This is a genomic window from Gordonia sp. VNK21 (genome assembly GCF_046098115.1).
Taxonomy (GTDB): Bacteria; Actinomycetota; Actinomycetes; order Mycobacteriales; family Mycobacteriaceae; genus Gordonia.
The window spans coordinates 1-24,266 of the sequence record NZ_JBJURU010000022.1 but is presented as its reverse complement, the minus strand read 5'-3'; the positions used below and the strand labels follow the sequence as shown (position 1 = coordinate 24,266).

Genomic DNA, 24,266 nt, shown 5'->3' with positions numbered 1-24,266 from the left:
CGGTTCACACTATAATGACACCGAGTGCAGAATTGCCAGAGATTCCGCAAAAGCAGAAGGAGATCGCACGTGAGGCGCCCTGCCACGGGAAGCGGCCGGCCGCAGGCCACCGACCGCGCGACGCTGAGCACCCTGGCGGTGGACATCTTCACGGAGAACGGCTTCGAATCGACCAGCGTCGACGACATCGCCGCGGCCGCCGGCATCGCCCGGCGCACCCTGTTCCGCTACTTCCCGTCCAAGAACGCCATCCCCTGGGGCGACTTCGACTACCACCTCGACCAGATGCGGCAGCGGCTCGCCCGGCTGCCGGCCGACCTGAGCCTGGGCGAGACCCTGCGCCGGGCGCTGCTCGCCTTCAACGAGGTCCCCGACGACGAGGTGGAGCACCATCGCCGGAGGATGGCACTGGTGCTGGGAACACCGGCACTGCAAGCGCATTCGATGCTGATGTACGCCGAATGGCGGCAGGTGATCGCCGAGCACGCCGGCGAGCGGCTGGGCGTGCCGGCCTCGGCGCAGGTGCCGCAGACCATCGCCTGGCTGCTGCTGGGCACCGCCCTGTCCGCCTACCAGCAGTGGCTCGACGATCCCGCCGCCGACCTGCTCGAACTGCTCGACGCCGGCTGCGCGATCCTGATCGATTCGCTGAGTGTGTGACCATTCACCGGGAAGAGCGTCGTCGGCCGTTGTGTCACGCTGCTAAACTGAGTTAGAACACGTTCTAGTTCTGCTCCGTCGAGCGGAACCTGGAAGCAGGAGAGCGCCTGGAGATGCCGGAACTGAGTCCCCACAGCACCCGCAGTGCGATTCTCACCGTCGCCGAGGTCATCGACGAGACCCGCGACGCCCGCAGCATCGTCTTCCAGATCCCCGACGAGCACGCCGAGAAGTTCCGCAGCTACCAGCCCGGACAGTTCCTCACGCTGCGCATCCCCAGCGAGCAGACCGGCTCGGTGGCCCGCTGCTATTCGCTGAGCTCGGCCTCGGGCATCGACGACCTGCCCAAGGTGACCGTCAAACGCACCGTGGAAGGCTACGGCTCCAACTGGATCTGCGACAACCTGGCCGCCGGCACCGAGATCGAGGCGCTGCCCCCGTCGGGCGTCTTCACCCCCGAGAACCTGCACGCCCCGCTGCTGCTGCTGGCCGCCGGATCCGGAGTGACCCCGGTGATGTCGATCCTCAAAGCCGCGCTCGCCGAAGGCACCGGCCCGGTCACCTTCTTCTACGCCAACCGCAGCGAAGCCGACGTGATCTTCGCCGACGAACTGCGCGAACTGCTCGCCCGGCACCCCGGCAGGCTGACCCTGGTGCACTGGCTCGAAACCCTGCACGGACTGCCCGACGCCAAAGCCCTCGCCACCCAGTTCAAGCCGATGGCCACCACCCACAGCGCCTACATGTGCGGCCCCGGACCGTTCATGGACGCCGTGCACACCGCCCTGAAGAAGGCCGGCTTCGACCACCACCGGGTGCACTCGGAGGTGTACAACTCGCTCGCCGGCGATCCCTTCGAGGACGTCGAGCTCGAGGAGGTCTCCAGCGAGGAGGCCGCCGAAGCTGCCCAGGTGGAGGTGGAACTCGACGGCGAGGTCCACAGCCTGTCCTGGCCGCGCTCGCGGACCCTGGTCGACGTCATGCTCGCCGCCGGTCTCGACGCCCCGTACTCGTGCAAGGAAGGCGAATGCGGCTCGTGTGCCGCCACCCTCGTCGACGGCACCGTGGAGATGGAGTGCGACGGCGCCCTCGATCCCGATGACATCGCCGACGGTTACATTCTGGGGTGTCAGGCAAAGCCGACCTGTGACAAGCTCAAGGTCGAGTTCTGACCCCACTCCCCCGCGGCGCGGCCGCGGCAGCAGACAGCGCGGCCCCGCCGCCCCGAGCACGAAATGGAACCCCGATGAGCGATGCAGTGGTGATCGTCGGCGCCGGTCTCGGCGGCCTGCGCCTGGCAGAACACCTGCGCAGCAAAGAGTTCGACGGACCGGTGGTGCTGATCGGCGACGAGCCGCATCCGCCGTACGACCGGCCGCCGCTGTCCAAGGCCGCGCTCACCGACGGCGGTGACCGCCCCGACCTCAAACCCGCCGAGTTCTACACCGACGCACAGATCGACCTGCGCACCGGAACCCGGGTGGTGGCCGTGGACCCCGCCGCCCACACCGTCACCACCGAACACGACGGCACCACCGGCGAACTGTCGTACGGGACGCTGGTCCTGGCCACCGGCCTGGTGGCCCGCGCCTTCCCCGGCGAGGGCGGCGACCTGTCCGGGGTGCACGTGATCCGCTCCGTGGATCAGGCGCAGGCCCTGCGCCGCGACCTCGACGGCGCGTCGCGCGCCGTGGTGATCGGTGCCGGCTTCATCGGCTGCGAGGCCGCCGCGAGCCTGCGCACCCTGGGCATCGAGGTGGCGCTGATCGAGCCGGAACCGGTGCCGTTGGCCGCCGCGCTGGGCGCGCAGATCGGTGAGCGGGTCACCCGCCTGCACACCGAGGCCGGCGTGGACCTGCGCACCGGCGTGACCGTCTCCCGGATCACCGGCGAGAACGGCCGGGTGACCGGTGTGGAGCTGAGCGACGGTGCGCACCTCGCCGCCGACGTGGTGGTGGTGGGCATCGGCGGCTACCCGGAGCTCGGGTACCTCGACGGCTCGGGCATCGAACTGGCCGACCGCGCCACCGGCGGAGGGATCGCCTGCGACGACCTCGGCCGCACCAGCGCACCGGACGTCTACGCCGTGGGCGACGCCGCGAACTGGGCCGACGCCGACGGGAACCGGCACCGCGCCGAACACTGGAATCACACCGTGGACCAGGCGGTGATCGTCGCCGCCCAGATCCTCGGACAGGACCGGCCGCCGGCCAGCGTCCCGTACTTCTGGAGCGACCAGTACGACCTGAAGATCCAGATGCTCGGCCGTCCCGCCGCCGGCGACGAGGTGCACCTGGTGGACGACGACGGCCGCAAGTTCCTGGCGTACTACAGCCGCGACGGGGTGCTCACCGCCGTCGTCGGCGCCGGCCGGGTGGGCAAGCTGATGAAGACCCGCGCCCACCTGATGAAGCCGACCCCGATCACCGACCTCCTCTGACCGCGGTATTGGGCCCGGCCGGGCCTCGATACACCGCCCTCGTTCCTCGGGCGGCACTCGGCCACCAAAGAAAGCCGCACGTTCCATTGGTGGTCGAGTGCCCGACGAGGCGCCAGCCGAGGCGGGTGTATCGAGACCACCCACGCGATCCGCCGAGGGCCGCGCTTGTTCTTGCTGGTCGAGTGCCCGGCGAGGCGCTAGCCGAGGCGGGTGTATCGAGACCACACACGCGACCCGGCGGGGCCTCGATACACCGGCCACCAAGGAAGCCGCACGTTCCGTTGGTGGTCGAGTGCCCGGCGAGGCGCTAGCCGAGGCGGGTGTATCGAGACCACACACGCGACCCGGCGGGGCCTCGATACACCGGCCACCAAGGAAGCCGCACGTTCCGTTGGTGGTCGAGTGCCCGGCGAGGCGCTAGCCGAGACGGGTGTATCGAGACCAGGTGCACGACCCGGCCCGGCCTCGATACACCGGCCACCAAAGAAAGCCGCACGTTCCGTTGCTGGTCGAGTACCCGACGAGGCGCCAGCCGAGACGGGTGTATCGAGACCACACACGCGACCCGGCCCGGCCTCGAAACACCGGCCACCAAGGAAAGCCGCACGTTCCGTTGCTGGTCGAGTGCCCGGCGAGGCGCCAGCCGAGACGGGCGTATCGAGACCAGGTGCACGACCCGGCCCGGCCTCGATACACCGGCCACCAAAGAAAGCCGCACGTTCCGTTGCTGGTCGAGTACCCGACGAGGCGCCAGCCGAGACGGGTGTATCGAGACCACGCGCACGACCCGGCCCGGCCTCGATACACCGGCCACCAAGGAAAGCCGCACGTTTCATTGGCGGTCGAGTGCCCGGCGAGGCGCTAGCCGAGGCGGGCGTATCGAGACCAGGCGCACGGCCCGGCCCGGCCTCGATACACCGGCCACCAAAGAAAGCCGCACGATTCATTGCTGGTCGAGTGCCCGACGAGGCGCCAGCCGAGACGGGTGTATCGAGACCACACACGGCACGGCGGGGCCTCGATACACCGCCCTCGTACCTCGGGCGGCACTCGGCCACCAAGGAAACGCCTCTCGCCACCAAGGAAAGCCGCACGTTCCGTTGGTGGTCGAGTGCCCGGCGAGGCGCCGGGCCTCGATACACCGCCTCGCCCTTGGGGGCTCGTCGGCACTCGGCCACCAAGGAAGGCGGCACTCGGCCACCGAGGAAGGCGGCACTCGGCCACCGAGGGAGGCGGCACTCGGCCATCGAGGAAGGCTGCACTCGACCACCAAGGAGGCGCGACCGGCGGGAGGGGTCAGCGGCGACGGCGGCCGGCGGCGGCGAGCATCTCGCCGACTTCGGTGAACTTGACGCGCGGACGACCTTGCAGCGCACCGCGTTCGCGTTCGCGGCGGTCGATGGCGCGCATGCCGCGGTAGCCCACCACCCGGCGGTGGCGGCGGCGCAGCAGTGCGTCGAAGTCGTCCGGGCCGGTCGCCGGGCGGGTGATGTTCCCGGCCGCCGCGTCCTCGATGAACTTCTCCACAGTGCTGATGGCCTGCAGCTTGTTGGCGCCGATGCCGCCGGTGGAGCCGCGCCCGGCCCAGCCGAGCACATAGCCGCCGGGGATCACCTCGCCGTCGTCGCCCACCAGCCGGCCGTCGACGTTCGGGAAGTGACCGGCCTGCTCGTCGAAGGGCAGACCCTCGATCGGTGCACTCCGGTAGCCGATGGAGCGGACCAGCAGATCCGCGGCCACCGAATGCTCCCGCTCCCCCGTCCGCACGGTCACCGCGTCGAGCCGCTCGTCGCCCACCGCGGCCTGCGGCGAACTCTGGAACAGGAAGACGATGCGCCGGTGCGACGGATCGGCCGGCTGCGACAGGTCGGGCAGCTCGCCGTCGGCGTCGTCGTACACCTGCAGTTCGATGCCCGGGATGGTCGAGAGCGCCCGGAACTCGGCGGCGGTGTACGCGGCCGAATCCTGGCCGCGCCGGCCCAGCAGCACCACTTCGTGGATGTTCTGCTCGCGCAACAGCTTCAGTGCGCGGTCGGCGATGTCGGTGTGCGCCAGTTGCTCCGGCGGCGAGACCAGGATGCGGGCCACGTCGAGCGCCACGTTGCCGGTCCCGACGATCACCGCCCGGCCGGTGCCGTCCACCGGGATGGCCGGGCCGTCGGCGCCGGGCACAGCGTTGTACCAGGACACCAGATCGGTGGCCGAGGTGGAGCCGGGCAGATCCTCACCGGGGATGCCCAGGCGCTTGGAGCGCGAGGCGCCCACCGCGTAGAACACCGCGTCGAAGTGCTCGGCCAGCTCGGCCGGGGTCACCTCGCCCGCGGCCACGTCGCCGCCGACCTGCACATTGGTCGCCATGGTCACCCGCGGATCCCGGTAGAGGATGTCGAAGGTGCGCATGACGTCTTTGGTGCTCGGATGATCGGGGGCCACCCCGGCCCGGACCAGGCCGCCCGGGGTGGGCAGCTTGTCGATCACCGTGACCTCGGCCAGGGTCCGGTTGAGCAGGGTGCGCAGCGCGTAACCACCGGACGGACCGGTGCCCACCACCGCCACCCGCAGCCCCTCGGGCAGCCGCGGCATCTCCGGGTACACCACATCCGACCAGCCCGACGAGATGTCCGAGTTGTTCTTGTAGTAGTCGGCGTTGATATCGATGAAGATGGTGTCCCGCTCGCTCAGGTTGTCGGCGGGGAAGATCGCGTTCACCGGGCAGGCGTCGGCGCAGGCGCCGCAGTCGATGCAGGCCTCCGGGTCGATGTGCAGAATGTCCGAGGTGCCGAAACCGCGTTCCTCCGGAGTGGGATGGATACAGTTCACCGGGCACACCGAGACGCACCCGGCGTCGCTGCAGCACGACTGGGTGATGACGAAGGCCATCGGGGCACTCCTTAGAGCATGTGGGCCTTGCGGTAGAACCGCATGGCCGGCTTGGTGAGGAGACCGACTTCGTCGAGGAACTCCATCAGATGGGTGCAGCTGCTGCGGATCATCGAGTGGAAGTGCGGATTGGACTCGCGCGCCGCCACCGCCCGGTGGACGTCGAGTCCGGCGTCGGCGTAGGCCTGCGGCCGGATCAGGCTCGAGACGATGAAGTAGGCGCCGACCGCCACGTTCAGCGCGCTGAACTGGCGGCGCAACCAGCCGACGCCCTGCATCGATTCGCGGACCTCTTCGCGGGCGAACTTCATGTGCCGCGCCTCTTCGAGGACGTGGATCTCGTTGACGGTGCGGATGAACGGGAGCACCCGGTCGTCGCGCATGCAGCCGCGCTGGAAGACGTCGAGCACTTCCTCGGCGACCAGGATGCCGGCGTAAGCCACCTCGTTCTTGGCGGTCACCTTGAAGACCTTGCCGGCGCGGCCGATCCGCGGGTGCGGGCGGTAGGACTTGCCGACCATCTTCTCCGAGGCCTTGGCGAACATGATCGAATGGCGGCACTCGTCGGCGATCTCGGTGAGCGCGAACTGGAACTCCGGCGAGTGGTACTGACCGAGGTACTGGTCGCGGATCACCATCTCCTGCAGGATCATCTCGAACCAGATGCCGATGCACATGATCGACGCGAACTCGTGGCGGGTCACGTTGACCCGCTGCTCCTCGGTGAGCTCGTCCCAGTAGTCGGTGCCGTAGAGCGACGACCATTCAGGGCTGCAACCGTACTTGTCGTCGTCCATCGGCTGCGACCAGTCGATCTCGGTCATCGCATTGCGCGAGAGCCGGGCGGCCGAGGCCAGGAGCCGCTCCGAGACGGCGTCGGTCCCCTCATCCTGCAGGCTCACGACGTTGTCGCGCGGCGCTGCTTCGGTGTTCTCGTTCCGTTCCATCGCGGCAGTCATAGTGGCGGACCTCCTGTACGGTTCCCGAGCGTCGCCGGGAAGCTCAGTCTGTCATCGGCGAGTGTGACAACAAATATTGTCTTATCAACGATTGTTGTCACGGTAACACCTACTTGCGGCCCCGTAAACCGTCTGACAGCCTTACTACGGAGTAACAACTGCGGGGAAGACATCTGCGCAGGTCAGAGCGGAGGAACATATGCCATCAATCTTCATCTCGGGCGGGGCGGCAGGCATCGGCCTGGCCACCGCCGAGCGTTTCGCCGCCGAAGGCTGGACCGTCGGTGTTTACGACGTCAGCGACGACGCCCTCGCCGCCGTCCAGCAGTCACACCCCGACTTCATCACCGGCAAGCTCGACGTGCGCGACGCCCAGCAGTGGGCCGACGCGCTGGCCGACTTCACCTCGCACACCGGCGGCACCCTCGACGTGCTCGACAACAACGCCGGCATCCTCCTCTCCGGCGACCTCGCCGACATCAGCCCGGAGGCGGTCAAGGCGCAGATCGAGATCGACGCCCTCGGCGTGGCCCTCGGAGCCCAGGCCGCCCACCGCTACCTCAAGGCCACCCCGGGCGCGCACCTGGTGAACATCGCCTCCGCCTCGGCCATCTACGGGCAGCCGAACATCGCGGTCTACAGCGCCACCAAGTTCTTCGTCGCCGGCTTCACCGAGGCCCTCGAACTCGAGTGGGCCCCGGACGACATCCGCGTGGTGTCCATCTGGCCGCTGTGGGCCAAGACCGCCCTGGTCGCCGACACCGACGCCAAGTCCACCAAGACCCTCGGCGTGCGGCTGACCGCCGAGGACGTGGCCGACAAGGTGTGGGAGTCGGTGCACCCGACCGGCGCCGACAAGGTGCTGCGCCGCACCAGCTACTCGGTGGGACTGCAGACCACCCTGCTGGGCAACGCCGCCAAGTTCATCCCGAACGTGCTCAACCGCGGCGTGAACAAGCTGCTCTCGCAGTAACCCCGCACACCCGCCCCGCAGACGACGAAGCCGCGGCCGACATGATGTCGGCCGCGGCTTCGCGGTTCAGGTATCCGGTGCCGGATCAGCGGCGGTCGAGATCGACCAGGCCGAGCTTGGCAGCCTTGACCAGGCGACGCGGCATCCGCTGCGACACGCCGTTGATCTTCTCTTCCTGCAGGGTGACGTTGTCCGCCTTCCACTGCGAACGACGGCTACGGGTGTTGGCCCGCGACATCCGGCGCTTGGGTACTGCCATGGTTCCAGCCCTTCCTTGCTGTGCTGCCCGGCAGGGCCGCGACTGCGACCGATCCGGACGATGAAAGCCTTTTCGCGCATCACGAGTTCGCGTCGCGCAACCTTGACAGACTAACGGCTCGCGCCGGGTTACCGCAAAACGGCGCTGTACGGCCGCACCTCCGGTCCGGCGCGTCGCGGTCACTCCGGACGGAGCATCCCCCACAGCGTGGGCCCGCCGGGCACCACGATCTCACCGGTCACCGCGAAGCCGAAACGCTCGTAGATCGGCAGATTCACCACATTGGAGCTCTCCAGATAGACCGGCCCCTCGGCGCGTTCGAGGCCCGCGCGCAGCAGTGCCCCGCCGGCGCCCTTGCCGGGGACGGCCGCACCCAGATCGGCCAGATACCAGTGCGGCTGCTCCGGGCGCGCCTGATGGCACAGCCGGTCCAGTTCGGTCGCACCGTCGATGTTGTCGCCGAAGACCTCGGCGAAGATCGCCTCGGCGGCCGGATCGTCGACGGACACCGCACCGGGCCGATGCCAGATGGCCGCCCCCACCGGTTCGCCGTCGCTCACCGCCACGTCGAGCACCGCGTCCGGGTTCTCGTAGCGGGCGATGGCCCGCCAGAAGTCGATGTCGCGCGCCGGGTCGGGGACCATGAACCGGATCACCGGATCCTCGGCGAAGGCACGGGCGAGCAGACCGGCCACCTGATCGGGGTCGGCGGCGGAGGTCACATCCACAACGGGCATGCGCCCAGCCTACGGCCCGCGCCGTACGATGACGCGAGTGTCAGGCGTGATATCCGGGTTCACCGTCATCTTCATCGTGGTGGCGATCGGCTATGTCCTGGGCCGCACCGGCACCCTCGGCGAGCACTCGGTCCCGGTGCTCTCCCGGGTGGTCTTCTTCGTCTGCACCCCGGCCCTGATGATCCATTCGCTGGCCACCAACGACCTGTCGGTGGTCTTCTCCTCCACCCTCGCGGTGGCGGCGTCGACGGCGGTGATCGTGGGCGCGCTCTACGTGGCGATCGCCTGGTTCTGGCTGCGCCGGCCCATCCCCGAGCTGGTGATCGGCGGGCTGTCGTCGTCGTACGTCAACAGTGTGAATCTGGGGCTGCCGATCGCCATCTTCGTGCTCGACGACGCCTCGTTCATCGCCCCGCTGCTGCTCTTCCAGATCATGCTGTACTCGCCGCTGGCGCTGGTGACCCTGGACTTCACGGCGCTGCCGGGCACCGAGCGGTCCGGGGTGTGGAACACGATCAAGACGCCGCTGGCCAATCCGATCGTGGTGGGCGGGCTGATCGGCCTGGCCATCTCGCTGGCCGGCTGGCATCCGCCGCAGGCGCTGCTCTCCCCGCTCGACATGCTCGGGCAGGCCTCGGTGCCGCTGGCGCTGCTGACCTTCGGCCTGACCCTGACCGGGGTGAAGGTCTTCGCCAAGGGCACCAGTCCGCGGCGCGACATCGCGCTGGCCGCCGTGCTGAAGACGGCACTGATGCCGGCGATCGCCTATGTGTTGGCGCGCTGGGGATTCGGGATGACCGGCGATCACCTGTACGCGCAGGTGGTGATCGCCGCGCTGCCGACCGCGCAGAACGTGCTGGTGTACGCCACCCGCTACCGGCGCGGCGAGATCATCGCCCGCGACAGCGCACTGATCACCACCATCGCCGCGATCCCGGTGATCGCGATCATCACCGCCGCGCTCGCCTGACCGTCCAGCGGAGAACCGTCACTCGGGGCGCCGCTAACCGGGGCGCCGTTACCTGGGAGCCGCTGCTCGGGGCGCCGTCACTTGGGGCGGGCCGGACCGAGCCACTGTCCGCGGGCGGCACGCCTGGTCTCGACGCTGCCGAAGACCGCGCGGCCGCGGATCACCACGCGCGGGGCACCGGTCTGGCCGGCCCCGGCCGCACCGCCGTCGAAGCCGCCGACGATGCCCGAGCCGTGGACCTCCACGGTGACGTCGTCGGGAACGATCACCTCGATGGTGCCGAAGTAGGCGCGGCAGTCCAGGACCAGTTCGTCGGCGGTGAACTCCACGTCCCGCAGGTCGATCTCCACGCCGCCGAAGACGGAGCGGGCCGTGAGGCCGTCGGCGACCACCGCGCCGCCGCCGACCCGGCTGCTGCTGAAGACGGCCGTGGCCTTGCGCACCGGTCCGGCGCCGGACCGGCTGACCCGGGTGCTGCCGGTGGACTGGGCGGCCACCGCGGCGCCCAGCCGGTCGAGCGGCAGATCCGCGCACAGCACGTCCAGGTCGGCCAGGGTCACCGCGGACAGTGCGTCGGCCGCCCGCTCGGAGTACTCCTCGGGAGTGATCGCACCGACCGCCATCGCCGCTGAGAGCAGCGTGTTGGCCTGTTCCCGGTCGGCGGTGGAGGCGCGGGTGGCGGTGCGCTTGGGATCGCCGGCCGGTGCCGGGTGGTACTGGCCGCCGAAGGGCTCGGCGCCGTGCGGTTCAACGGTCATCCGCCCATCCTATGGAGTGTGGCCGGGGCTGTCAGCCGCGCCGTCGGCGCAGATAGTCGCCGACGACGGCCGCGCCCAGGCCGTCGAGGTCCGGGCTCACCACGCGGCCGCCGATCCGGCGTGCGATGCGGTCGATGAACCGGGCCAGGCCGGGGTCGTCGCCGAGTTTGAAGAAGGTCACCTGCACGCCCATCCGGGACAGATGGTCCAGTTCCCGCACCGTCATGCCGATGGTCTGCGGGTGCGGCGGGTAGAAGAAGAACGCGTCGCCCTCCGGTTCGAGGTGCGCGGTGGGTTCGCCGTCGGTGACCACCAGCAGCACCGGCTGCGCGTTGGGGTGGCGACGGAAGTGCCGGTGCGCCAGCAGCAGCGCATGGTGCAGGTTGGTGCCCTGCTCCATCCGCGGCTCCAGACCGGTGAGCTCGGCGGCGGTGATGTCGCGGGCGTACCGGCCGAACTCGATCACGTGCAGGTGATCGGTGCGGAATCGGGTGGACACCAGCTGATTGAGGGCCAGTGCCGTCCGCTTCATCGGGGTCCAGCGGCCCTCCATCACCATCGAGAACGAGGTGTCCACCAGCAGCACCACGGCCGCCTGGGTGCGCGCCTCGGTCTCGGTGACCGCCACGTCGCCGACGTCGATGCGCACCCCGTCGCGGGCCATTCCGGCCACTGCGGCCGACCCGTCCGGGGCCTCGGAGACGGTGCGCAGCACGGCATTGGTCACCGTGCGGGTCACATCCCACGGCTCGGTGTCGCCGTACGCCCACTCCCTCGTGGAGCCGGTGGGCTCACCGAGCCGACCGGTGGATTCGGTGCGCCGTTCCCCGCCGCGGGTGGAGAGTTGCTGGGCGATGTCGCGCAGAATGGTCTGGCCCAGCCGGCGGATGGCCTTGGGCGTCAGGTCGAGCCGGCCGTCGGGGCGGCGCTGGAAGAAGCCCTGATCGCGCAGCGCCTTCTCCAGTTCCGAGAGGGTGCGGGCGTCGGCGGCCGCCTCGTCGCCGAGCTGGCGGGCCAGCGCGTCGAGATCGATGTCCTCGAGCTGGGCGCCGGCATAACCCTGGGAGAGCTGTTCGGCGAGGTCTTCGAGTTCGCCGATGTCGCGCAGCGCCGCAGCCCCCTGCCCCATGCCCATCGGCTGATCGCCGGAGAAACGCTGCCCGCCGTCCCAGTCCAGGTCGGGGCGGGCCTCGCGCAGGGCGGCATCCATCTGGCCGAGCTGGTTCATCAGCTGCGGCGAGCCGAACGCCTGCTGGGACAGCTCGGCCAGCTCCGCCTGCTGCTCGGGGGTCAGCGAGTTGAAGAACTGCTGGGCGGCGGCACTGCGTCGGGCCAGGGCGTCGATCAGCTCCTCGGTGTTCTCCGGATTCTCCGGGAAGTACTCACCGTGTTTGGTCATGAAATCGTCGAACTGCTCGGTGGTGTCCTCGCCGCGGTTGTGGGCGTCGAGCAGCTCGTTGAGGTCGCCGAGCATGTCCGAGATCCGTTGCCGGTCCTGCTCGTTGGCGCCGGACAGCGCCTCCTTCATCCCGGCGAAGCGCTGGTCGAGCATCTCCCGGCCCAGCAGATCGCTGATCTGCTGGTACTTCTCCCGGGCCTGCTGCGAACGCCAGTCGTAGTTCTGCAGTTCCCGGACGGCCTGCGCGGTGGAGGCCGGCAGGTTCTCGATCTGCATCTCGGCGATCCGGGCGTCGTCGTCGAGGTCGCGGGCGAGCTGTTTGCGCTCCTCGAGGACGGCGTCGTCGAGCAGTTCCCGGATCTGGTTGAAGGTGCCGTCGAGGTTGTTGCGCTGCAACAGTTCCCGGCGCCGCCGGTTGGCCATCTCGGCCAGCCGGTCCAGGCCGGTGGTGGACGATCCGCCGCGCCGCAGATACTCGCGCAGGGCGCGTTCCGGGGACACCCCGGACATCACATCGTCGCCGATGTCGCGCAGGGCGTCGCGCAGATCCACCGGCGGGGCCAGCGGATCGGGCCCGCCGCTGTACCTCTGGTACCGGGAGCGGTGGAATCTGTTGTGCGCCATCAGTTCACTTCATCGTCGGATCACTCGGTCAGTCGTCGTCATCGGATTCGGCACGGTAGACGGTGCGGCCCGACTCGTCGGGTTCCTTGCCGATGCGCCGGGCCAGGAACAGGCCTTCGAGCGCCAGTTCCAGCGCGCTGGCCCGCTCGGCGTCGGCGGCGTCCAGGCGCTCGGCCACCTCGTCGACCACTGCGGCGGCGTCCGGATCATCGGCCACTGCGGCGAGCACCTCGGCGGCGGGCACCCGGTCGCCGGTGAGCACCTCACCGGATTCGAGGAGTTCGACCAGCGCGCGCATGTCGATGCCGGCCAGCTGGGCGCGGGCGGTGTCGGCGGTGGCCTTGCGCAGCAGATAGTCGAGGATCTCCAGCTCGCGGCCCTCTTCGCCGGATTCGAACTCCACCTTGCCGCGCAGCACCTCGACCACCGATTCGAGATCCACCGGGCGGGCCACCGCCAGATCCTCACCGGTGACCGTGGCCCGGTGCAGGGCGGCCGCGGCCACCGTCTCGGCGCCGGCGATGGAGAAGCGCGCCGAGACGCCGGAGCGCTGGTCGATGGACGGATGATCGCGCAGGTAGCGGGTGAAGCGGGCGATGATCTCCACCAGGAACGCCGGCACCGAGGCCATCAGGTCGGCCTCCTGCTCGATCACGTCCACCTCCGCGTCGAGTTCGAGCGGATAGTGGGTGCGGATCTCGGCGCCGAAGCGGTCCTTGAGCGGGGTGATGATGCGGCCGCGGTTGGTGTAGTCCTCCGGGTTCGCGCTGGCCATGACCAGCACGTCCAGCGGCAGCCGCAGGTTGTAGCCGCGCACCTGGATGTCGCGCTCCTCCATCACGTTGAGCATCGACACCTGGATGCGCTCGGCCAGGTCGGGCAGCTCGTTGACCACGATGATGCCGCGGTGGGCGCGCGGGATGAGTCCGAAGTGGATGGTCTCCGGATCGCCCAGGCTGCGGCCCTCGGCCACCTTCATCGGATCGATGTCGCCCACCAGGTCGGCCACCGAGGTGTCCGGGGTGGCGAGCTTCTCGCTGTAGCGCTCGCTGCGATGGCGCCACTCGATGGGCAGCTCGTCGCCGAGTTCGGCGGCACGGCGCTGCGACTCGGGCAGGATCGGGCTGTACGGGTGCTCGTCGAGCTCGGAACCGGCGATCACCGGGGTCCACTCGTCGAGCAGGGCGGTCAGGGTGCGCAGCAGACGGGTCTTGCCCTGGCCGCGCTCACCGAGCAGCACCACGTCGTGGCCGGCGATCAGGGCCCGTTCGAGTTGCGGGATCACCGTGTCCTCGAAGCCGACGATGCCCTCCCACGGGTCGACGCCGGCGCGGAGCGCGGCGAGCAGGTTGTGCCGGATCTCGTCGCGGACGTCGCGCTGCTGGTGCTGCCCTGCGCGCAGTTCACCGACCGTCGACGCGGTCGGGGCGGGGGTGGTGCCGGAGGTGTTCGCTGTCTCAGAAGCCACGAATCCAACCTACCCGGCCCCGTCCGGCCGCGCCGCCTCCTCAGGGCAGGATCCCCCGGCCCGGGGATGTTCAGTGCAGGGATGTTCAGTGCAGGGCGACGATCTCGCTCGGATCGGTGCACTGCACCAGGATCGCCCCGGGAACCGCCCGCAGATCGAGTGTGTTGCTCCCGAACGACGGGCAGGGCGCCGGATCGACGGTCACCGCATTCCCGCGCGCAGTGTCGATCCGGGCGATCCTGGCGCCGAGCAGCCCCGCCACCACGGTGTCTCCGGCCCACGCCGTCCCGGACCAGAACTTGGAGGTCGACTCCGGAAGATCGATCCGGCTCTCGGTGTGGGTCCGGACGTTTCGGATGACCATCCGGGCGTCCCCGGAGTCCCGGTTCTCCTCGGCGACCGCGATCAGGTCGGCGCGACGGCTCACCGCGGGCTCGGTTCCGCCGAACTGCGCCGTGGAGAACCGGTCCACCTCGCGTCCGGCGGCGACGTCGACGATGATCGTCTGCACCGTCGGCTCGTCGTCCTCCAGAGGCCCGTCCGCCAGTGCCCCGTCGCCGGGCGGCCACACGGTCATGGCCACCAGCGAAGCACCGAGATCCTGCAGGAGAGTCAGGCTCGAGACCGCCCCGGCGTCGACGGCGACGTCGACGGTGCGCACGTCTCCGGTCGCCTCGTCGGTGCGCTGCAGGCGGCCCGGCCGGGTGCAGTCCGCGGTGACGGTGGCGCCGTCCACCTCGAGCGGGACCGCTGCCGTGCACTCGCCGTACGAGTAATCGAATGCCCGGGAGACGGCGCCCGGTCCGCCCCCGTTCTGCTCGTCGGGGAACTGCCCGTCCACGCGCGTCGACCGGTGCCGGATCCGGCCCGACTGCGCATCGAGCACGACGGTGTATCCGTTCCTGGTCATCACCACCTCGGTCCCGCGAGCGCGGACACCGGTCAGGTCGGCGCCCTCCTCCGGCAGCCCGGTCTCGCCGAGATCGAGGTGCCAGCGTTCGCTGCCGGTGGCGCCGTCGTGGGCGGTGACCCGACGGTCGTCGACGAGCAGGAATCCGCCGACGATCGGCCGGATACCGACCCGGCCGTCCGGGTGCAGCCGGTAGGCCACATCGAAGCCGTTCACGGCGGCCGGTTCGCTCGCCGGCGCGGCGGTGGTGGTCGCGCCGAGTGGACTGGCGGGCGCGATTCCGGCGATCAGGCCGATGGTCAGGGCCCACACGAGTGCGGCACCGATGCCGGCGACGGCGCCGGCACGACGGGGAGCGATCGCCGCCACGGCATCCTCGCTAACCTGCGGCGGACCGGCCGCGGCCACCGTCAGACACAGCCAGGCGAGAGCGGCCGCAGACAGGCCCAGTACCGACAGGATCAGCGTCGACGTCTGGCCCAGAAAGCTCAGTGCCATACCGTGTTCGGCGGCCGCACGGCTGCGCAGGTCCAGGGTCAGCACCGCCAGAGCGGTGACGATGCCGAACACCACTGCCCGATGTGCGGAAGCTCCCGGCCGTCGGCGACGGTCGACGGCCAGCAGCACGCCCGCCACGGCGGCCCCGCCCATGGCCAGCCAGCCGGACAGCCGCAACTGTCCGGCGGCACCGTCGGCCAGGCCGTCGCCGATCGACGTCACGGTGAGGAGGCCGCACACCACCGCGGCAACGGCCGACGCGATTCCGGCGGGGCGGGCCACGACGACCACCGCCGACCGCCACCGCCGATACTGCGGGTCGGCGTACGCCCGGAGCCGCGCCTCCTCGCTGTACCGAGCCGGAGTGGTGGGCATCCGGGTGCCGTCGTCGAAGGGCGTCTCGTCGGGCCACCGCCGATCGCCGCGGCTCATCGTCGCACGCCTTCGAACCGGGTGATCCGGTCGTTGCCGATCGCCAGGACGGAGCCGGGCACCGCTGCCAGCTGCCGCGGGTTCTCATCGGCGTCGGGGATCGGGAAGGCATCGGTCATGCGGACTGCTCCCGTCGCGCGATCAGCCACCTGGACGCGGCCGCCGCCGTCGAGCCACAGCACCTGATCACGCAGCCAGACCGGATCGGTGTCCTTGTTCCAGACGTAGTCGACGGCCTCTGCGGTCAGCGGAAGGTCGGGGTGGGCGCCGGTCAGCGAGACGATCGCTGACACGCGCGGGAACGCCTCCCGGTCCCCGGTCACCAGGCAGTCGCCGTCCGGACTGCAGGAGAACAGCTCACGGCCACGCAGGTCGAGGACCTGCGTGCCGGTCGCCCGGTCCCTGACGCCTGCGACGGCTCTGCCGTCGGCGGCCGGCTCGAGCTGGTAGCGGTCGGCGAGCACGGGATGAGCCCGCAGGTGGGCGACCATGCGGTCCGGGGCGCTGTACGAGCCCCAGTCGTCGACCGGAACGGGGGCGCGAGCCGTGCCTGCGGGCAGCTCGAACGGCTGATAGTAGGCGCGGCCGCCACCGCAGGCGACCTTCGCGATCACGGAGTTCGGCAGGCCGGTGACGGCGCCGACGGCGCACTCCTGCGGAACCGGGAAACGGTGTGCCTCGTGTCCCGTCTCCGGATCGAGCACCACCAGGGTGCGGCCGTGGTCGCTGATCGAGGTGAGCTGATACACCTGCCGGAAGTTCTCGCCGGTCGGCTCCTCCTGCGACCACAGCCCCGGCGTCACCGTCCACTTGAGCGCACCGGTGCGGCTGTCGACGCCGTAGGAGTTCCGGTAGTCGCTGAGCACCACGAGTCCGGGGCCGTCGAGCACCCGGATGCCGTAGCCCGAATTGCGCGCGGTCCACCGCCGGGTGCCGTCGCCGTCGTACATCGAGACCCTGTCCCGGTCGGGCTCCGACAGCAGGATGCCGTCGCTGGTCGCGAAGACCGTGTCGCCGACCGCGATCCAGCCCCCGTTGACGTCGGCCAGTGCCGTGGCGAGATCCCCGCCGACCGGCACCGACGCATCCGGGTCGATCGCCGCCGGCAGATCACCGGCCACCGGTCCGGCGTCGACCGTGATCGACAGACCCTCCGGGTGCAGCTCCCACGGGTCGACGACCGCGACGCTCACGGCGGTGGCGATCACCGCCGCGACGGCCACCGCGCCCACGACCATCCGCCGGACCGGTGCGGCACCGCGGAAGGCGAGGACGACCAGTGCGCCGCCGGCCACGGCCAGCCAGCAGGCCGCCTTCGCCCGGGGCAGGCCGCTGCCGAGACGGCCGGCGTTCTCGGACAGAGTCCCGAACAGACCGAAGGCGCCCAGCATGCCGATGACCACGAGCACCGTGCCGGTGGCGGTCAGCACCGCCGCCGCACGCCACGCCAGGGCGCGGCGCCACGGGAGCGCCAGGGACGCTGCCGCGAACGCGAGGGTCAGGCAGCCGCCGATCAGCACGGCCAGGTTCACCGGCCACTGCACGTCGCCGAACAGCAGGTCGTCGTCGGTGACGCCGCCGGAGCCGAGCACGCTGACCACCGCCAGCACGATCGCGGCACCGAGCAGTCCGAGTCCGGCACTCACGGCGCAGGTCCGCTCCCAGTCGCCGGCCGACAGGAAGCCCTCGTCGGTGGCCGTCGCGTCCGCGTCGTCGTTCACCACGGCCCGACGATCAGCCGAGGGTGATCGGCTGCGGGGAGGTGCGCGGCTCGGCGGAACCGCTGTCGGTGATCGCACCCCAGCAGAGGACCTCCAGATCGGTCTTCTGCGCGCAGACGGTGCTGTCCTTCATGCTGATCGAGCGGACGTCGATCAGGTCGTGCACCTGGGCCGCCGTGGAGACCGGGGTGTCCTTGCTGAACTCGCCGTTGCCCACCTGGCCGTAACTGTTGTTGCCCAGGCAGTAGACCGCGCCGGTCGCCGTGGTCGCGCAGACCGTGCGGACGTCGACGGCGACGTTCTTGGGCTCCGGGATCCCGGTGATCTCCATCGGCACGGTGACCGGCTCGTTGGCGGTCACGCCGTAACCCCAGCAGTAGAGCTTCTGGTCGGAGACCGCGCAGGTGCTCATCTTGTAGAGCGGCTTGTCGTCGTCGCCGGTCTGCGTCACCACGCCCATGGCCACCGACGACACCACGCCCAGGTTGCCCACCTTGGACGGGGTCGGCCGCGGCTGGCTCGCGCCGCCGCCGAGCTGACCGCTGCTGTTGTCGCCCCAGCAGTACAGGTCGTGGTTCACCAGCAGCGCGCACACCGAGGCGGCGCGGGTCACGATGGTCTCCGGCGCGGCCGGAAGGCTCACCTTCACCGGCTCCTTGACGTTGTCGCCCTTGGTGCCGTTGCCCACCTGACCGGCCGTGTTGTAGCCCCAGCAGTAGACGGCGTCGGTGCCGTCGTCGCCGGCGATGGCGCAGCTGGTCCCCCAGTCGGTGACCACCGCGCGCACCTCGCTCAGGTCCGGCACCTCGAACGGCGACATCCGGTCCGAGGTGGCGCCGTCGCCCACCTCACCGGCGGCGTTCGAGCCCCAGCAGTAGGCCTTGCCGTCGGCGGCGGCGCACACCGTGGTGCGGTACGACTCGCCGCTCTGGTCGTAGTAGCTGCCCAGGTTCACGGTGGTCACCGAGTCGAGACCGTTCACCACGGCCGGACTCTGCCGGGTGGTGGTGGTGCCGTCGCCGAGCTGGCCGTTGGTGTTCTGGCCCCAGCAGTACAGCTGCTGGTCCTTGATCGCGCAGCTGCTCACCGAGTTGGTGGCCACCTGCAGGTCCGGGAACGAGAGGACCGGTGTGCCGTCGTCGTCCGACGAGGACGGCCACCACAGCGGCGCGGTGCCGCCGACCACGGCGATCACCGCGATCACCGCGGCCAGCACGATCCACTTGCCCTTGCCGCCCTTGCGTTTGGCGCCACCGGCGGCTCCGGCGTCCTGCCCGGCCAGTCCGTACTGCGGCGCCCCGTAGCCCGGCGCGCCCGGATACTGCTGCGGCCCGGACGGGAACTGTTGCGGCGGCGGCTGATTGGGGCCCGAGCCCATCGGCGGAACGGACTGGTAGCCCGGCGCCGGCGAGGCGGGGCCCGCGTACAGGGGTGCCGGCGAGTGCAGCGCCGGAGAGTTGGGGGCCGAGACCGGGCCCGATCCCGGATACTGCTGCGGTCCCGAACCGGGCGCCCCGCCGGGCGCCGGAGCGATGGTCGTGGCGACTCCGGCCTGGGTGTGCCCGAGCGCGCGGGTGAACTCGGCCGCGAACGTGCTGACGTCGGGATAGCGCTCGGCGGGGTTCTTGGCCATCGCCCGCAACAGCACCGGGGCGATCGGCGCCAGGGACGCGTTCACCGAGGCCAGCGACGGCGCGGGCTGCTGGAGGTGGGCCATCATCACGCCCGAGGAGGTGTCGGCCTTGAACGGTGCGCTGCCGGCCAGCAGCTGGTAGGTGGTGCACGCCAGCGAGTACTGATCGCTGCGGGCGTCGGCGGCCCGTCCGCTGATCACCTCGGGGGCGGTGAAGGCCATGGTGCCGACCACCGAGTTCACCGCGGTCAGCTGCGGGGAGTCGGCCAGCTTGGCGATCCCGAAGTCGAGCAGCGTCGCCCGCTTGACGGTGCCGTCCGGGTTGCGGGTCACCACGATGTTGGCGGGCTTGATGTCGCGGTGCACCACGCCGCGGCCGTGCGCGTAGTCCAGGGCGTCGCCGACCTGGGTGAGCACCTGGCCCACCTCGATCGGGGTGAGCCGCACATGGGTCAGGTCGTCGCCGTCGACGTGGTTCATGGTGAACCAGGGACGGTCGCCGTCGATCCCGTAGGCGTAGACGGTGACGATGCTCGGGTGGTCGAGGGCCGCCACCGTGCGCGCCTCGTTGGAGAAGCGCTGGGCGAAGTCGGCGTTGGACGAGCCGGCCACCGAGACGACCTTCATGGCCTCCCGCCGCCCGAGCTGCGGGTTCTCGACGAGGTAGACCTCGCCCATGCCGCCGCTGCCGAGCAGGTCGATGACGCGGTAACCGGCGATGGTGGACCCAGGTTCGGCAGGCACAGCCACTCCTTCGGACGGATTCGTACGCAGTGGGCTAAACCTACCCCGCAGCCGCGCAGGTGGTCACAGGGATGGCATTCGTTCGGCAGACACCCGGTCATCGGCCCGGCCGGGGTCGATGCCGCGGATGAGCACGCGAATCGGGTAGCGGAAAGGGGCCTGGGGCCCACTTCCGCTACCCGATCGCGGCGGCAGTCCCTATGTCAGGCGTAAGGGTCGACCAGACCGTGCGGCCCCACCGGGTGATCGCCGCGCAGAGTGACCCGGTGCATGACGCGGTGCTCGGTGTAGTCGCGGTTCGCGTAATGCGCGGTGCTGCGGTTGTCCCACAGCACCAGATCTCCGAGGGTCCAGCGGTGCCGGACGATGTGCTCGGGTTTGGTCAGGTGCGCGTAGAACAGGTCGAGCAGGTGCCGGCTCTCCGCATCCGAGACGCCCTCGATGTGCGAGGTGAAGCCGGGGTTGACGAAGAGCGCCTTGCGGCCGGTCTCCGGATGTACACGCACCACCGGATGGCGCACCGGCTGCAGCTCGGTCACCTGACTGCCGTCCCACACATTGCCCTGACCCGACCGCCGCCGGCGCAGGTAGTAGCCGAACTCGCGGTTGCCGTCGTGGACGGCCACCAGCTCGTCGGCCAGCCTTCGCACCGGTTCGGCGAGCGAGGCGTAGGCCGCCTCACCGTCGGCCCAGTTGGTGTCGCCGCCGGTCTGCGGCAGCACCACCGGGCGCAGCACCGAGACCGCCGGCGGAGTCGGCATGAAGGTGACGTCGGTGTGCCAGACGTCGGCGAATCCTCCGTCGGCGCTGTCGAGCTCATAGATCTCGTCGGGCACGTCGCCGCTGTCCCACACCGGATGGCCGAAGGTCACCTCGCCGAGCCGCTGCGCGAACCGCACGTGCTCGGCGTCGTCGATGAACTGTCCGGGCAGAACCAGCATCTTGAACTCGGCCAGCGCCAGCCGCACCGCCGAGATCTGTGCATCGGTCAGCGCCGTCACGTCGAGTCCGGGGAGCTGCGCACCGATGTGCGGCCCCAGTCGGCGCACATCCAGTTCCACACCCGCGCGGGGAGAAGCCGCCACCGAGACCTCGCCGGCCGGCCCCGGCCCGGCCTTCCTCACCTGAACCGTCATCGCCTGTCACCTCTCCTCTCCTGCGCCGCAGCGGATTTCACCGCAGCCGAAATCTCTGCCCGCAGCTCGACGAAGTCGCGCCGCTCACGAAGCTCATCCGGGTCGACGTCGGTGCGCGGCAGCGTGGACCGGATGTCGCGCGCCACCGTTCCGGGCCGCCCCGAGAGCACCACGATCCGCGAACCGAGGAACGCGGCCTCCTCCGGCGAATGCGTGACGAAGACGGTGGTCCGGCCGGACTCGGCGTCCACCTCGCGGACATCGGCCTGCAGGCGTTCGCGGGTCAACGCGTCGAGCGCGCCGAACGGCTCGTCCATCAGCAGCAGCGAGGTGGGCACGGCCAGCGCGCGGGCGATCGCCACCCGTTGCTGCTGGCCGCCGGAGATCTCCCAGATCCGCCGGTCGTAGGTGCCGGCCAGGCCCACCCGGTCGAGCAGTTCGTCGGCCCGGTCGCGCCGCTCCGCGCGGGGCACGCCGGCGTACTTGAGCGCCAGGGACACGTTGCCGCCCACCGTCTTCCACGGGAACAGCCGGGCCTGCTGAAAGACCACCCCGGAGCTGTGGCCGGGCACTGGCGGCGCGCCGTCCACCTGCACGGTGCCGTCGGTGGGCGGCTCGAATCCGGCCACCAGCCGCAGCAGCGTCGACTTGCCGCACCCGGACGGGCCCACCAGCACGACGAAGTCCCCGGCCGGGATCTGCAGGTCCACCGGACCCAGCGCACGCACGCGGTTGTCGCCGCGCCCGTACTCGCGGACGGCCCCGCTGATCGAGACCGCGCCGCGGGCCGGGGCGGCCGGGGCGGCGGCCGGATCCGAGTCAGTTGATGTTGTCGAAGACACCGGGAAGTCCTTCCGTGTAGATCGCCGCGGAGAAGTCCGCCAGCGGCGGCACCGACGGGATCTGGTTCTGGTCCTTGAGGAACTGCGCCGCGCTGTGCACCGCCTCGGCCACATCGCCGGGCTTGCCCTGCGTGCCGAGCCATTCGGGCGAGGTGAGCTGCTCGATCGTCAGGAAGGTGCCCTGCGCCAGCTGCGCCGCCGCATCCTCCTCGTCGGTACCGATCTCGGCGGCCACCGCCGCCGCGGCGGCCTTCGGATCCGAGTGGATCAGTGCCAGGGCGCGGGCCTGCACCTTGCGCCAGGCATCCACCACCTCGGGTTTGCTCTCGATGATCTCCGTCGACGCCACCCCCAGGTCCAGCGTCGGCTTGCCGTTGCCGGCCAGCTCCCGGCTGGAGATGATCTGCTTGCCGTCCTTGCGCACCTCGTCGAGGGTGGGCAGCCAGGTGTACACCGCGTCGATGTCCTTGCGCTGCCAGGCCGCATACGAGGCCTGCGGCTGCAGGTCGACGATGTCGACCTCTGACGGGTTCACGCCGGCCTGCCGCAGCGCGGTCAGCAGACTGTAGTGCGAGGTCGACGCGAACGCCGTCGCCACCCGCTTGCCACGCAGATCGGCCACCTTCTCGATGCCGGTGCCGTTGCGGGCGATGAGCGCCTCGTTCTCGCCGGCCACATCCAGCACGAAGGCGATCTGGTAGCCGATGTGCAGGTCGGCCAGCCCGCGGGCGACCGGCGCCGAGCCGATGGCGCCGAAGTCCACCTTCTTGGCGACGAAGGCGGTATTGATGTCGGCGCCCGAATCGAACTTGGTCCACTCGATGTTGTAGTCCGGCAGCGCTTCTTCGAGCCACCGCTTGTTCTTCACCACCAGGTCGCCGCTCGGGAAGGTCTGGTAGGCCAGCCGGATGGTGGGCTTGTCCGGGTCGTAGCCGGATTTGGAGATGGCGCACGCCGTGGCCGCGACCAGGACGGCCACAGCGAGCAGTACGGCCAGGAGTCCACGGCGGACGGCGCCGGAGGGTTTAGGGGCAGTCATCGTCTCAGACCTTTCCGCGCCACGGCACCAGCCGTCGCTCCGCCAGCCGCAGCAGACCGTCGATGACCAGACCCGACAGCCCGATCGCGACGATGCCGACGAGCACCACCGGGGTGTTGTTGTAGTTGGAGGCGTCCTTGACCACGCCGCCGATGCCGGGGATGCCGTTGAAGAGCTCGGCCGCCACCACCGACGAGTAGGCCAGGCCGACGGCCAGCCGGATTCCGGTGAAGGTCTCCGGCAGAGCCGAGGGCACCACCACGTCGGCGAGCACCTGCCGTCGCGAACCGCCCAGGGCCACTGCAGCTTCGGTGAGGGCCTTGGGGGTCGCGGCGACCGCGGCCGTCGTGGCCACCGCCGCCGGCGGCAGCGCCGACAGCGCCAGCAGGGTGATCTTGGGCGACTCGTCGATGCCGAGCCAGATCACCAGCAGGAAGAAGTAGGCCAGCGGCGGCAGTGCGCGCAGGAAGGTGAGCCACGGTTCGACCAGCCGGCGCAGCCAGGGCACCGTGCCCATCGCCACGCCGATCGCCACACCGGCGCCGATACCGATCAGCACGCCGAAGAAGACCCGGCGCAGCGTCATGTACAGGTGCTCCCACAGCAGGTAGCCGCCATAGCCGCGGACCCCGTCGTGGGTGGTGGAGGTGTCGATGAAGGCCTGCCAGACCTTCCCGAGCGGTGGAACGAAGGTCTCGGTCCAGATCCCGCTGACCGCGGCGAGCTGCCACAGTCCGAGGAAGACCAGTACCGATGCGAGCGGCAGGCCGACACCGGTGGCCACCCGCCGCCACAGCGGCGTGCGGTCACCGCGCCCGGTGCCGATGTCCGGCTCTGCCGGCGCCTCGGCGAAGACGCCCGCCGACGCTGAAGATATCGAAGTCACCCGCTAGCCTGGTTCTTTCATCGGTGAATTCGACTCGCCGACCCTGATGCATGAAGAAAGGTGCTCTCACCTGCGATAATCGTTCTTGCGACAGTCCGATTACGTCAGAGCGAGGGAGCACCTTTCTGGTGAGTAACTCTACCGTGTTCTACCCACACATCCGCGCCACCGGCGACGGCGAGAACCTCGTGTCCCACGCCGGAACCATCCTGTTGACCCGAACAGTCGAGGGCAGCGGCCTCGCGGCCGAGTTGTCGACCGCACTCGCGCCGTGGCGCACGCCCTCCGCAGTCCATGA

At 70.2% G+C, this 24,266-nt stretch carries 19 protein-coding genes; 5 read left to right on the top strand and 14 right to left on the bottom strand.

The window, feature by feature from the left end; translation table 11 throughout:
- Window positions 1-69: 69 nt before the first annotated feature.
- The 3 genes from mftR (at window position 70) to ACJMNC_RS17340 (ending at window position 3,100) form a co-directional block, all read left to right on the top strand.
- Window positions 70-660, top strand: a complete 591-nt coding sequence (gene mftR / locus ACJMNC_RS17350) for a mycofactocin system transcriptional regulator (protein WP_408949207.1) — start codon at window positions 70-72, stop codon at window positions 658-660.
- 113 nt (window positions 661-773) lie between these two features.
- Window positions 774-1,832: a 2Fe-2S iron-sulfur cluster-binding protein gene (locus ACJMNC_RS17345; protein ID WP_408949206.1), complete on the top strand. Its 1,059-nt coding sequence runs from the start codon at window positions 774-776 to the stop codon at window positions 1,830-1,832.
- Between the two features lie 74 nt (window positions 1,833-1,906).
- Window positions 1,907-3,100, top strand: coding sequence for an NAD(P)/FAD-dependent oxidoreductase (locus tag ACJMNC_RS17340; protein ID WP_408949205.1), 1,194 nt, complete (start codon window positions 1,907-1,909; stop codon window positions 3,098-3,100).
- A gap of 1,296 nt (window positions 3,101-4,396) precedes the next feature.
- Here ACJMNC_RS17340 and ACJMNC_RS17335 read toward each other — a convergent pair.
- Together ACJMNC_RS17335 and ACJMNC_RS17330 are read right to left on the bottom strand one after the other, a co-directional pair.
- Window positions 4,397-5,980, bottom strand: coding sequence for an FAD-dependent oxidoreductase (locus ACJMNC_RS17335; protein ID WP_408949204.1), 1,584 nt, complete (start codon window positions 5,978-5,980; stop codon window positions 4,397-4,399).
- A gap of 11 nt (window positions 5,981-5,991) precedes the next feature.
- Window positions 5,992-6,939, bottom strand: coding sequence for an AurF N-oxygenase family protein (locus ACJMNC_RS17330; RefSeq protein WP_408949203.1), 948 nt, complete (start codon window positions 6,937-6,939; stop codon window positions 5,992-5,994).
- A gap of 199 nt (window positions 6,940-7,138) precedes the next feature.
- Between ACJMNC_RS17330 and ACJMNC_RS17325 the strand changes: the two genes are divergently transcribed.
- Complete coding sequence (locus tag ACJMNC_RS17325; protein ID WP_408949202.1) at window positions 7,139-7,912, top strand: SDR family oxidoreductase; 774 nt, start codon at window positions 7,139-7,141, stop codon at window positions 7,910-7,912.
- 85 nt (window positions 7,913-7,997) lie between these two features.
- Here the strand turns inward: ACJMNC_RS17325 and rpmF are convergent, their stop codons facing one another.
- Window positions 7,998-8,171 (bottom strand): 50S ribosomal protein L32, encoded by a 174-nt coding sequence (rpmF, locus tag ACJMNC_RS17320; protein WP_408949201.1) that lies wholly within the window; start codon window positions 8,169-8,171, stop codon window positions 7,998-8,000.
- 179 nt (window positions 8,172-8,350) lie between these two features.
- Entirely contained in the window at window positions 8,351-8,908 is a 558-nt protein-coding gene (locus ACJMNC_RS17315) for a GNAT family N-acetyltransferase (protein ID WP_408949200.1), read from the bottom strand.
- A gap of 37 nt (window positions 8,909-8,945) precedes the next feature.
- Between ACJMNC_RS17315 and ACJMNC_RS17310 the strand changes: the two genes are divergently transcribed.
- Window positions 8,946-9,878, top strand: a complete 933-nt coding sequence (locus ACJMNC_RS17310; RefSeq protein ID WP_408949199.1) for an AEC family transporter — start codon at window positions 8,946-8,948, stop codon at window positions 9,876-9,878.
- A gap of 77 nt (window positions 9,879-9,955) precedes the next feature.
- Here ACJMNC_RS17310 and ACJMNC_RS17305 read toward each other — a convergent pair whose 3' ends face one another.
- From ACJMNC_RS17305 to ACJMNC_RS17260, 10 genes are all read right to left on the bottom strand, one after another.
- On the bottom strand, window positions 9,956-10,636 hold the full coding sequence (locus ACJMNC_RS17305) for a DUF1707 domain-containing protein (protein ID WP_408949198.1): 681 nt from the start codon (window positions 10,634-10,636) through the stop codon (window positions 9,956-9,958).
- A gap of 31 nt (window positions 10,637-10,667) precedes the next feature.
- Complete coding sequence (locus ACJMNC_RS17300) at window positions 10,668-12,659, bottom strand: VWA domain-containing protein (RefSeq protein ID WP_408949197.1); 1,992 nt, start codon at window positions 12,657-12,659, stop codon at window positions 10,668-10,670.
- Between the two features lie 28 nt (window positions 12,660-12,687).
- Entirely contained in the window at window positions 12,688-14,127 is a 1,440-nt protein-coding gene (locus ACJMNC_RS17295; protein ID WP_408949196.1) for a sigma 54-interacting transcriptional regulator, read from the bottom strand.
- Between the two features lie 85 nt (window positions 14,128-14,212).
- Window positions 14,213-15,967: a hypothetical protein gene (locus tag ACJMNC_RS17290; protein WP_408949195.1), complete on the bottom strand. Its 1,755-nt coding sequence runs from the start codon at window positions 15,965-15,967 to the stop codon at window positions 14,213-14,215.
- Window positions 15,964-17,691: a PQQ-binding-like beta-propeller repeat protein gene (locus ACJMNC_RS17285; RefSeq protein ID WP_408949194.1), complete on the bottom strand. Its 1,728-nt coding sequence runs from the start codon at window positions 17,689-17,691 to the stop codon at window positions 15,964-15,966. The genes ACJMNC_RS17290 and ACJMNC_RS17285 overlap by 4 nt, the downstream gene beginning before the upstream one ends.
- A 10-nt stretch (window positions 17,692-17,701) precedes the next feature.
- Window positions 17,702-20,065 carry a protein kinase domain-containing protein gene (locus ACJMNC_RS17280; RefSeq protein ID WP_408949193.1) on the bottom strand — a complete coding sequence of 788 codons (2,364 nt, stop codon included), beginning with the start codon at window positions 20,063-20,065 and terminating at the stop codon, window positions 17,702-17,704.
- A gap of 203 nt (window positions 20,066-20,268) precedes the next feature.
- Window positions 20,269-21,201 carry a TauD/TfdA dioxygenase family protein gene (locus ACJMNC_RS17275; RefSeq protein WP_408949192.1) on the bottom strand — a complete coding sequence of 311 codons (933 nt, stop codon included), beginning with the start codon at window positions 21,199-21,201 and terminating at the stop codon, window positions 20,269-20,271.
- Window positions 21,198-22,043 (bottom strand): ABC transporter ATP-binding protein, encoded by an 846-nt coding sequence (locus ACJMNC_RS17270; RefSeq protein WP_408949191.1) that lies wholly within the window; start codon window positions 22,041-22,043, stop codon window positions 21,198-21,200. Before ACJMNC_RS17270 ends, ACJMNC_RS17275 begins: the two co-directional genes overlap by 4 nt.
- Window positions 22,021-23,082: an ABC transporter substrate-binding protein gene (locus ACJMNC_RS17265; RefSeq protein WP_408949190.1), complete on the bottom strand. Its 1,062-nt coding sequence runs from the start codon at window positions 23,080-23,082 to the stop codon at window positions 22,021-22,023. The genes ACJMNC_RS17270 and ACJMNC_RS17265 overlap by 23 nt, the downstream gene beginning before the upstream one ends.
- 4 nt (window positions 23,083-23,086) lie before the next feature.
- Window positions 23,087-23,908: an ABC transporter permease gene (locus ACJMNC_RS17260; protein ID WP_408949221.1), complete on the bottom strand. Its 822-nt coding sequence runs from the start codon at window positions 23,906-23,908 to the stop codon at window positions 23,087-23,089.
- Between the last annotated feature and the right edge of the window lie 358 nt (window positions 23,909-24,266).

Bases quoted from the DNA above. Each gene is read 5' to 3' on its own strand.
- ACJMNC_RS17345 (WP_408949206.1), top strand. From the start codon at position 774: ATGCCGGAACTGAGTCCCCACAGCACCCGCAGTGCGATTCTCACCGTC.
- ACJMNC_RS17340 (WP_408949205.1), top strand. From the start codon at position 1,907: ATGAGCGATGCAGTGGTGATCGTCGGCGCCGGTCTCGGCGGCCTGCGC.
- ACJMNC_RS17335 (WP_408949204.1), bottom strand. From the start codon at position 5,980: ATGGCCTTCGTCATCACCCAGTCGTGCTGCAGCGACGCCGGGTGCGTC.
- ACJMNC_RS17330 (WP_408949203.1), bottom strand. From the start codon at position 6,939: ATGACTGCCGCGATGGAACGGAACGAGAACACCGAAGCAGCGCCGCGC.
- ACJMNC_RS17325 (WP_408949202.1), top strand. From the start codon at position 7,139: ATGCCATCAATCTTCATCTCGGGCGGGGCGGCAGGCATCGGCCTGGCC.
- rpmF (WP_408949201.1), bottom strand. From the start codon at position 8,171: ATGGCAGTACCCAAGCGCCGGATGTCGCGGGCCAACACCCGTAGCCGT.
- ACJMNC_RS17315 (WP_408949200.1), bottom strand. From the start codon at position 8,908: ATGCCCGTTGTGGATGTGACCTCCGCCGCCGACCCCGATCAGGTGGCC.
- ACJMNC_RS17305 (WP_408949198.1), bottom strand. From the start codon at position 10,636: ATGACCGTTGAACCGCACGGCGCCGAGCCCTTCGGCGGCCAGTACCAC.
- ACJMNC_RS17300 (WP_408949197.1), bottom strand. From the start codon at position 12,659: ATGGCGCACAACAGATTCCACCGCTCCCGGTACCAGAGGTACAGCGGC.
- ACJMNC_RS17290 (WP_408949195.1), bottom strand. From the start codon at position 15,967: ATGAGCCGCGGCGATCGGCGGTGGCCCGACGAGACGCCCTTCGACGAC.
- ACJMNC_RS17275 (WP_408949192.1), bottom strand. From the start codon at position 21,201: ATGACGGTTCAGGTGAGGAAGGCCGGGCCGGGGCCGGCCGGCGAGGTC.
- ACJMNC_RS17265 (WP_408949190.1), bottom strand. From the start codon at position 23,082: ATGACTGCCCCTAAACCCTCCGGCGCCGTCCGCCGTGGACTCCTGGCC.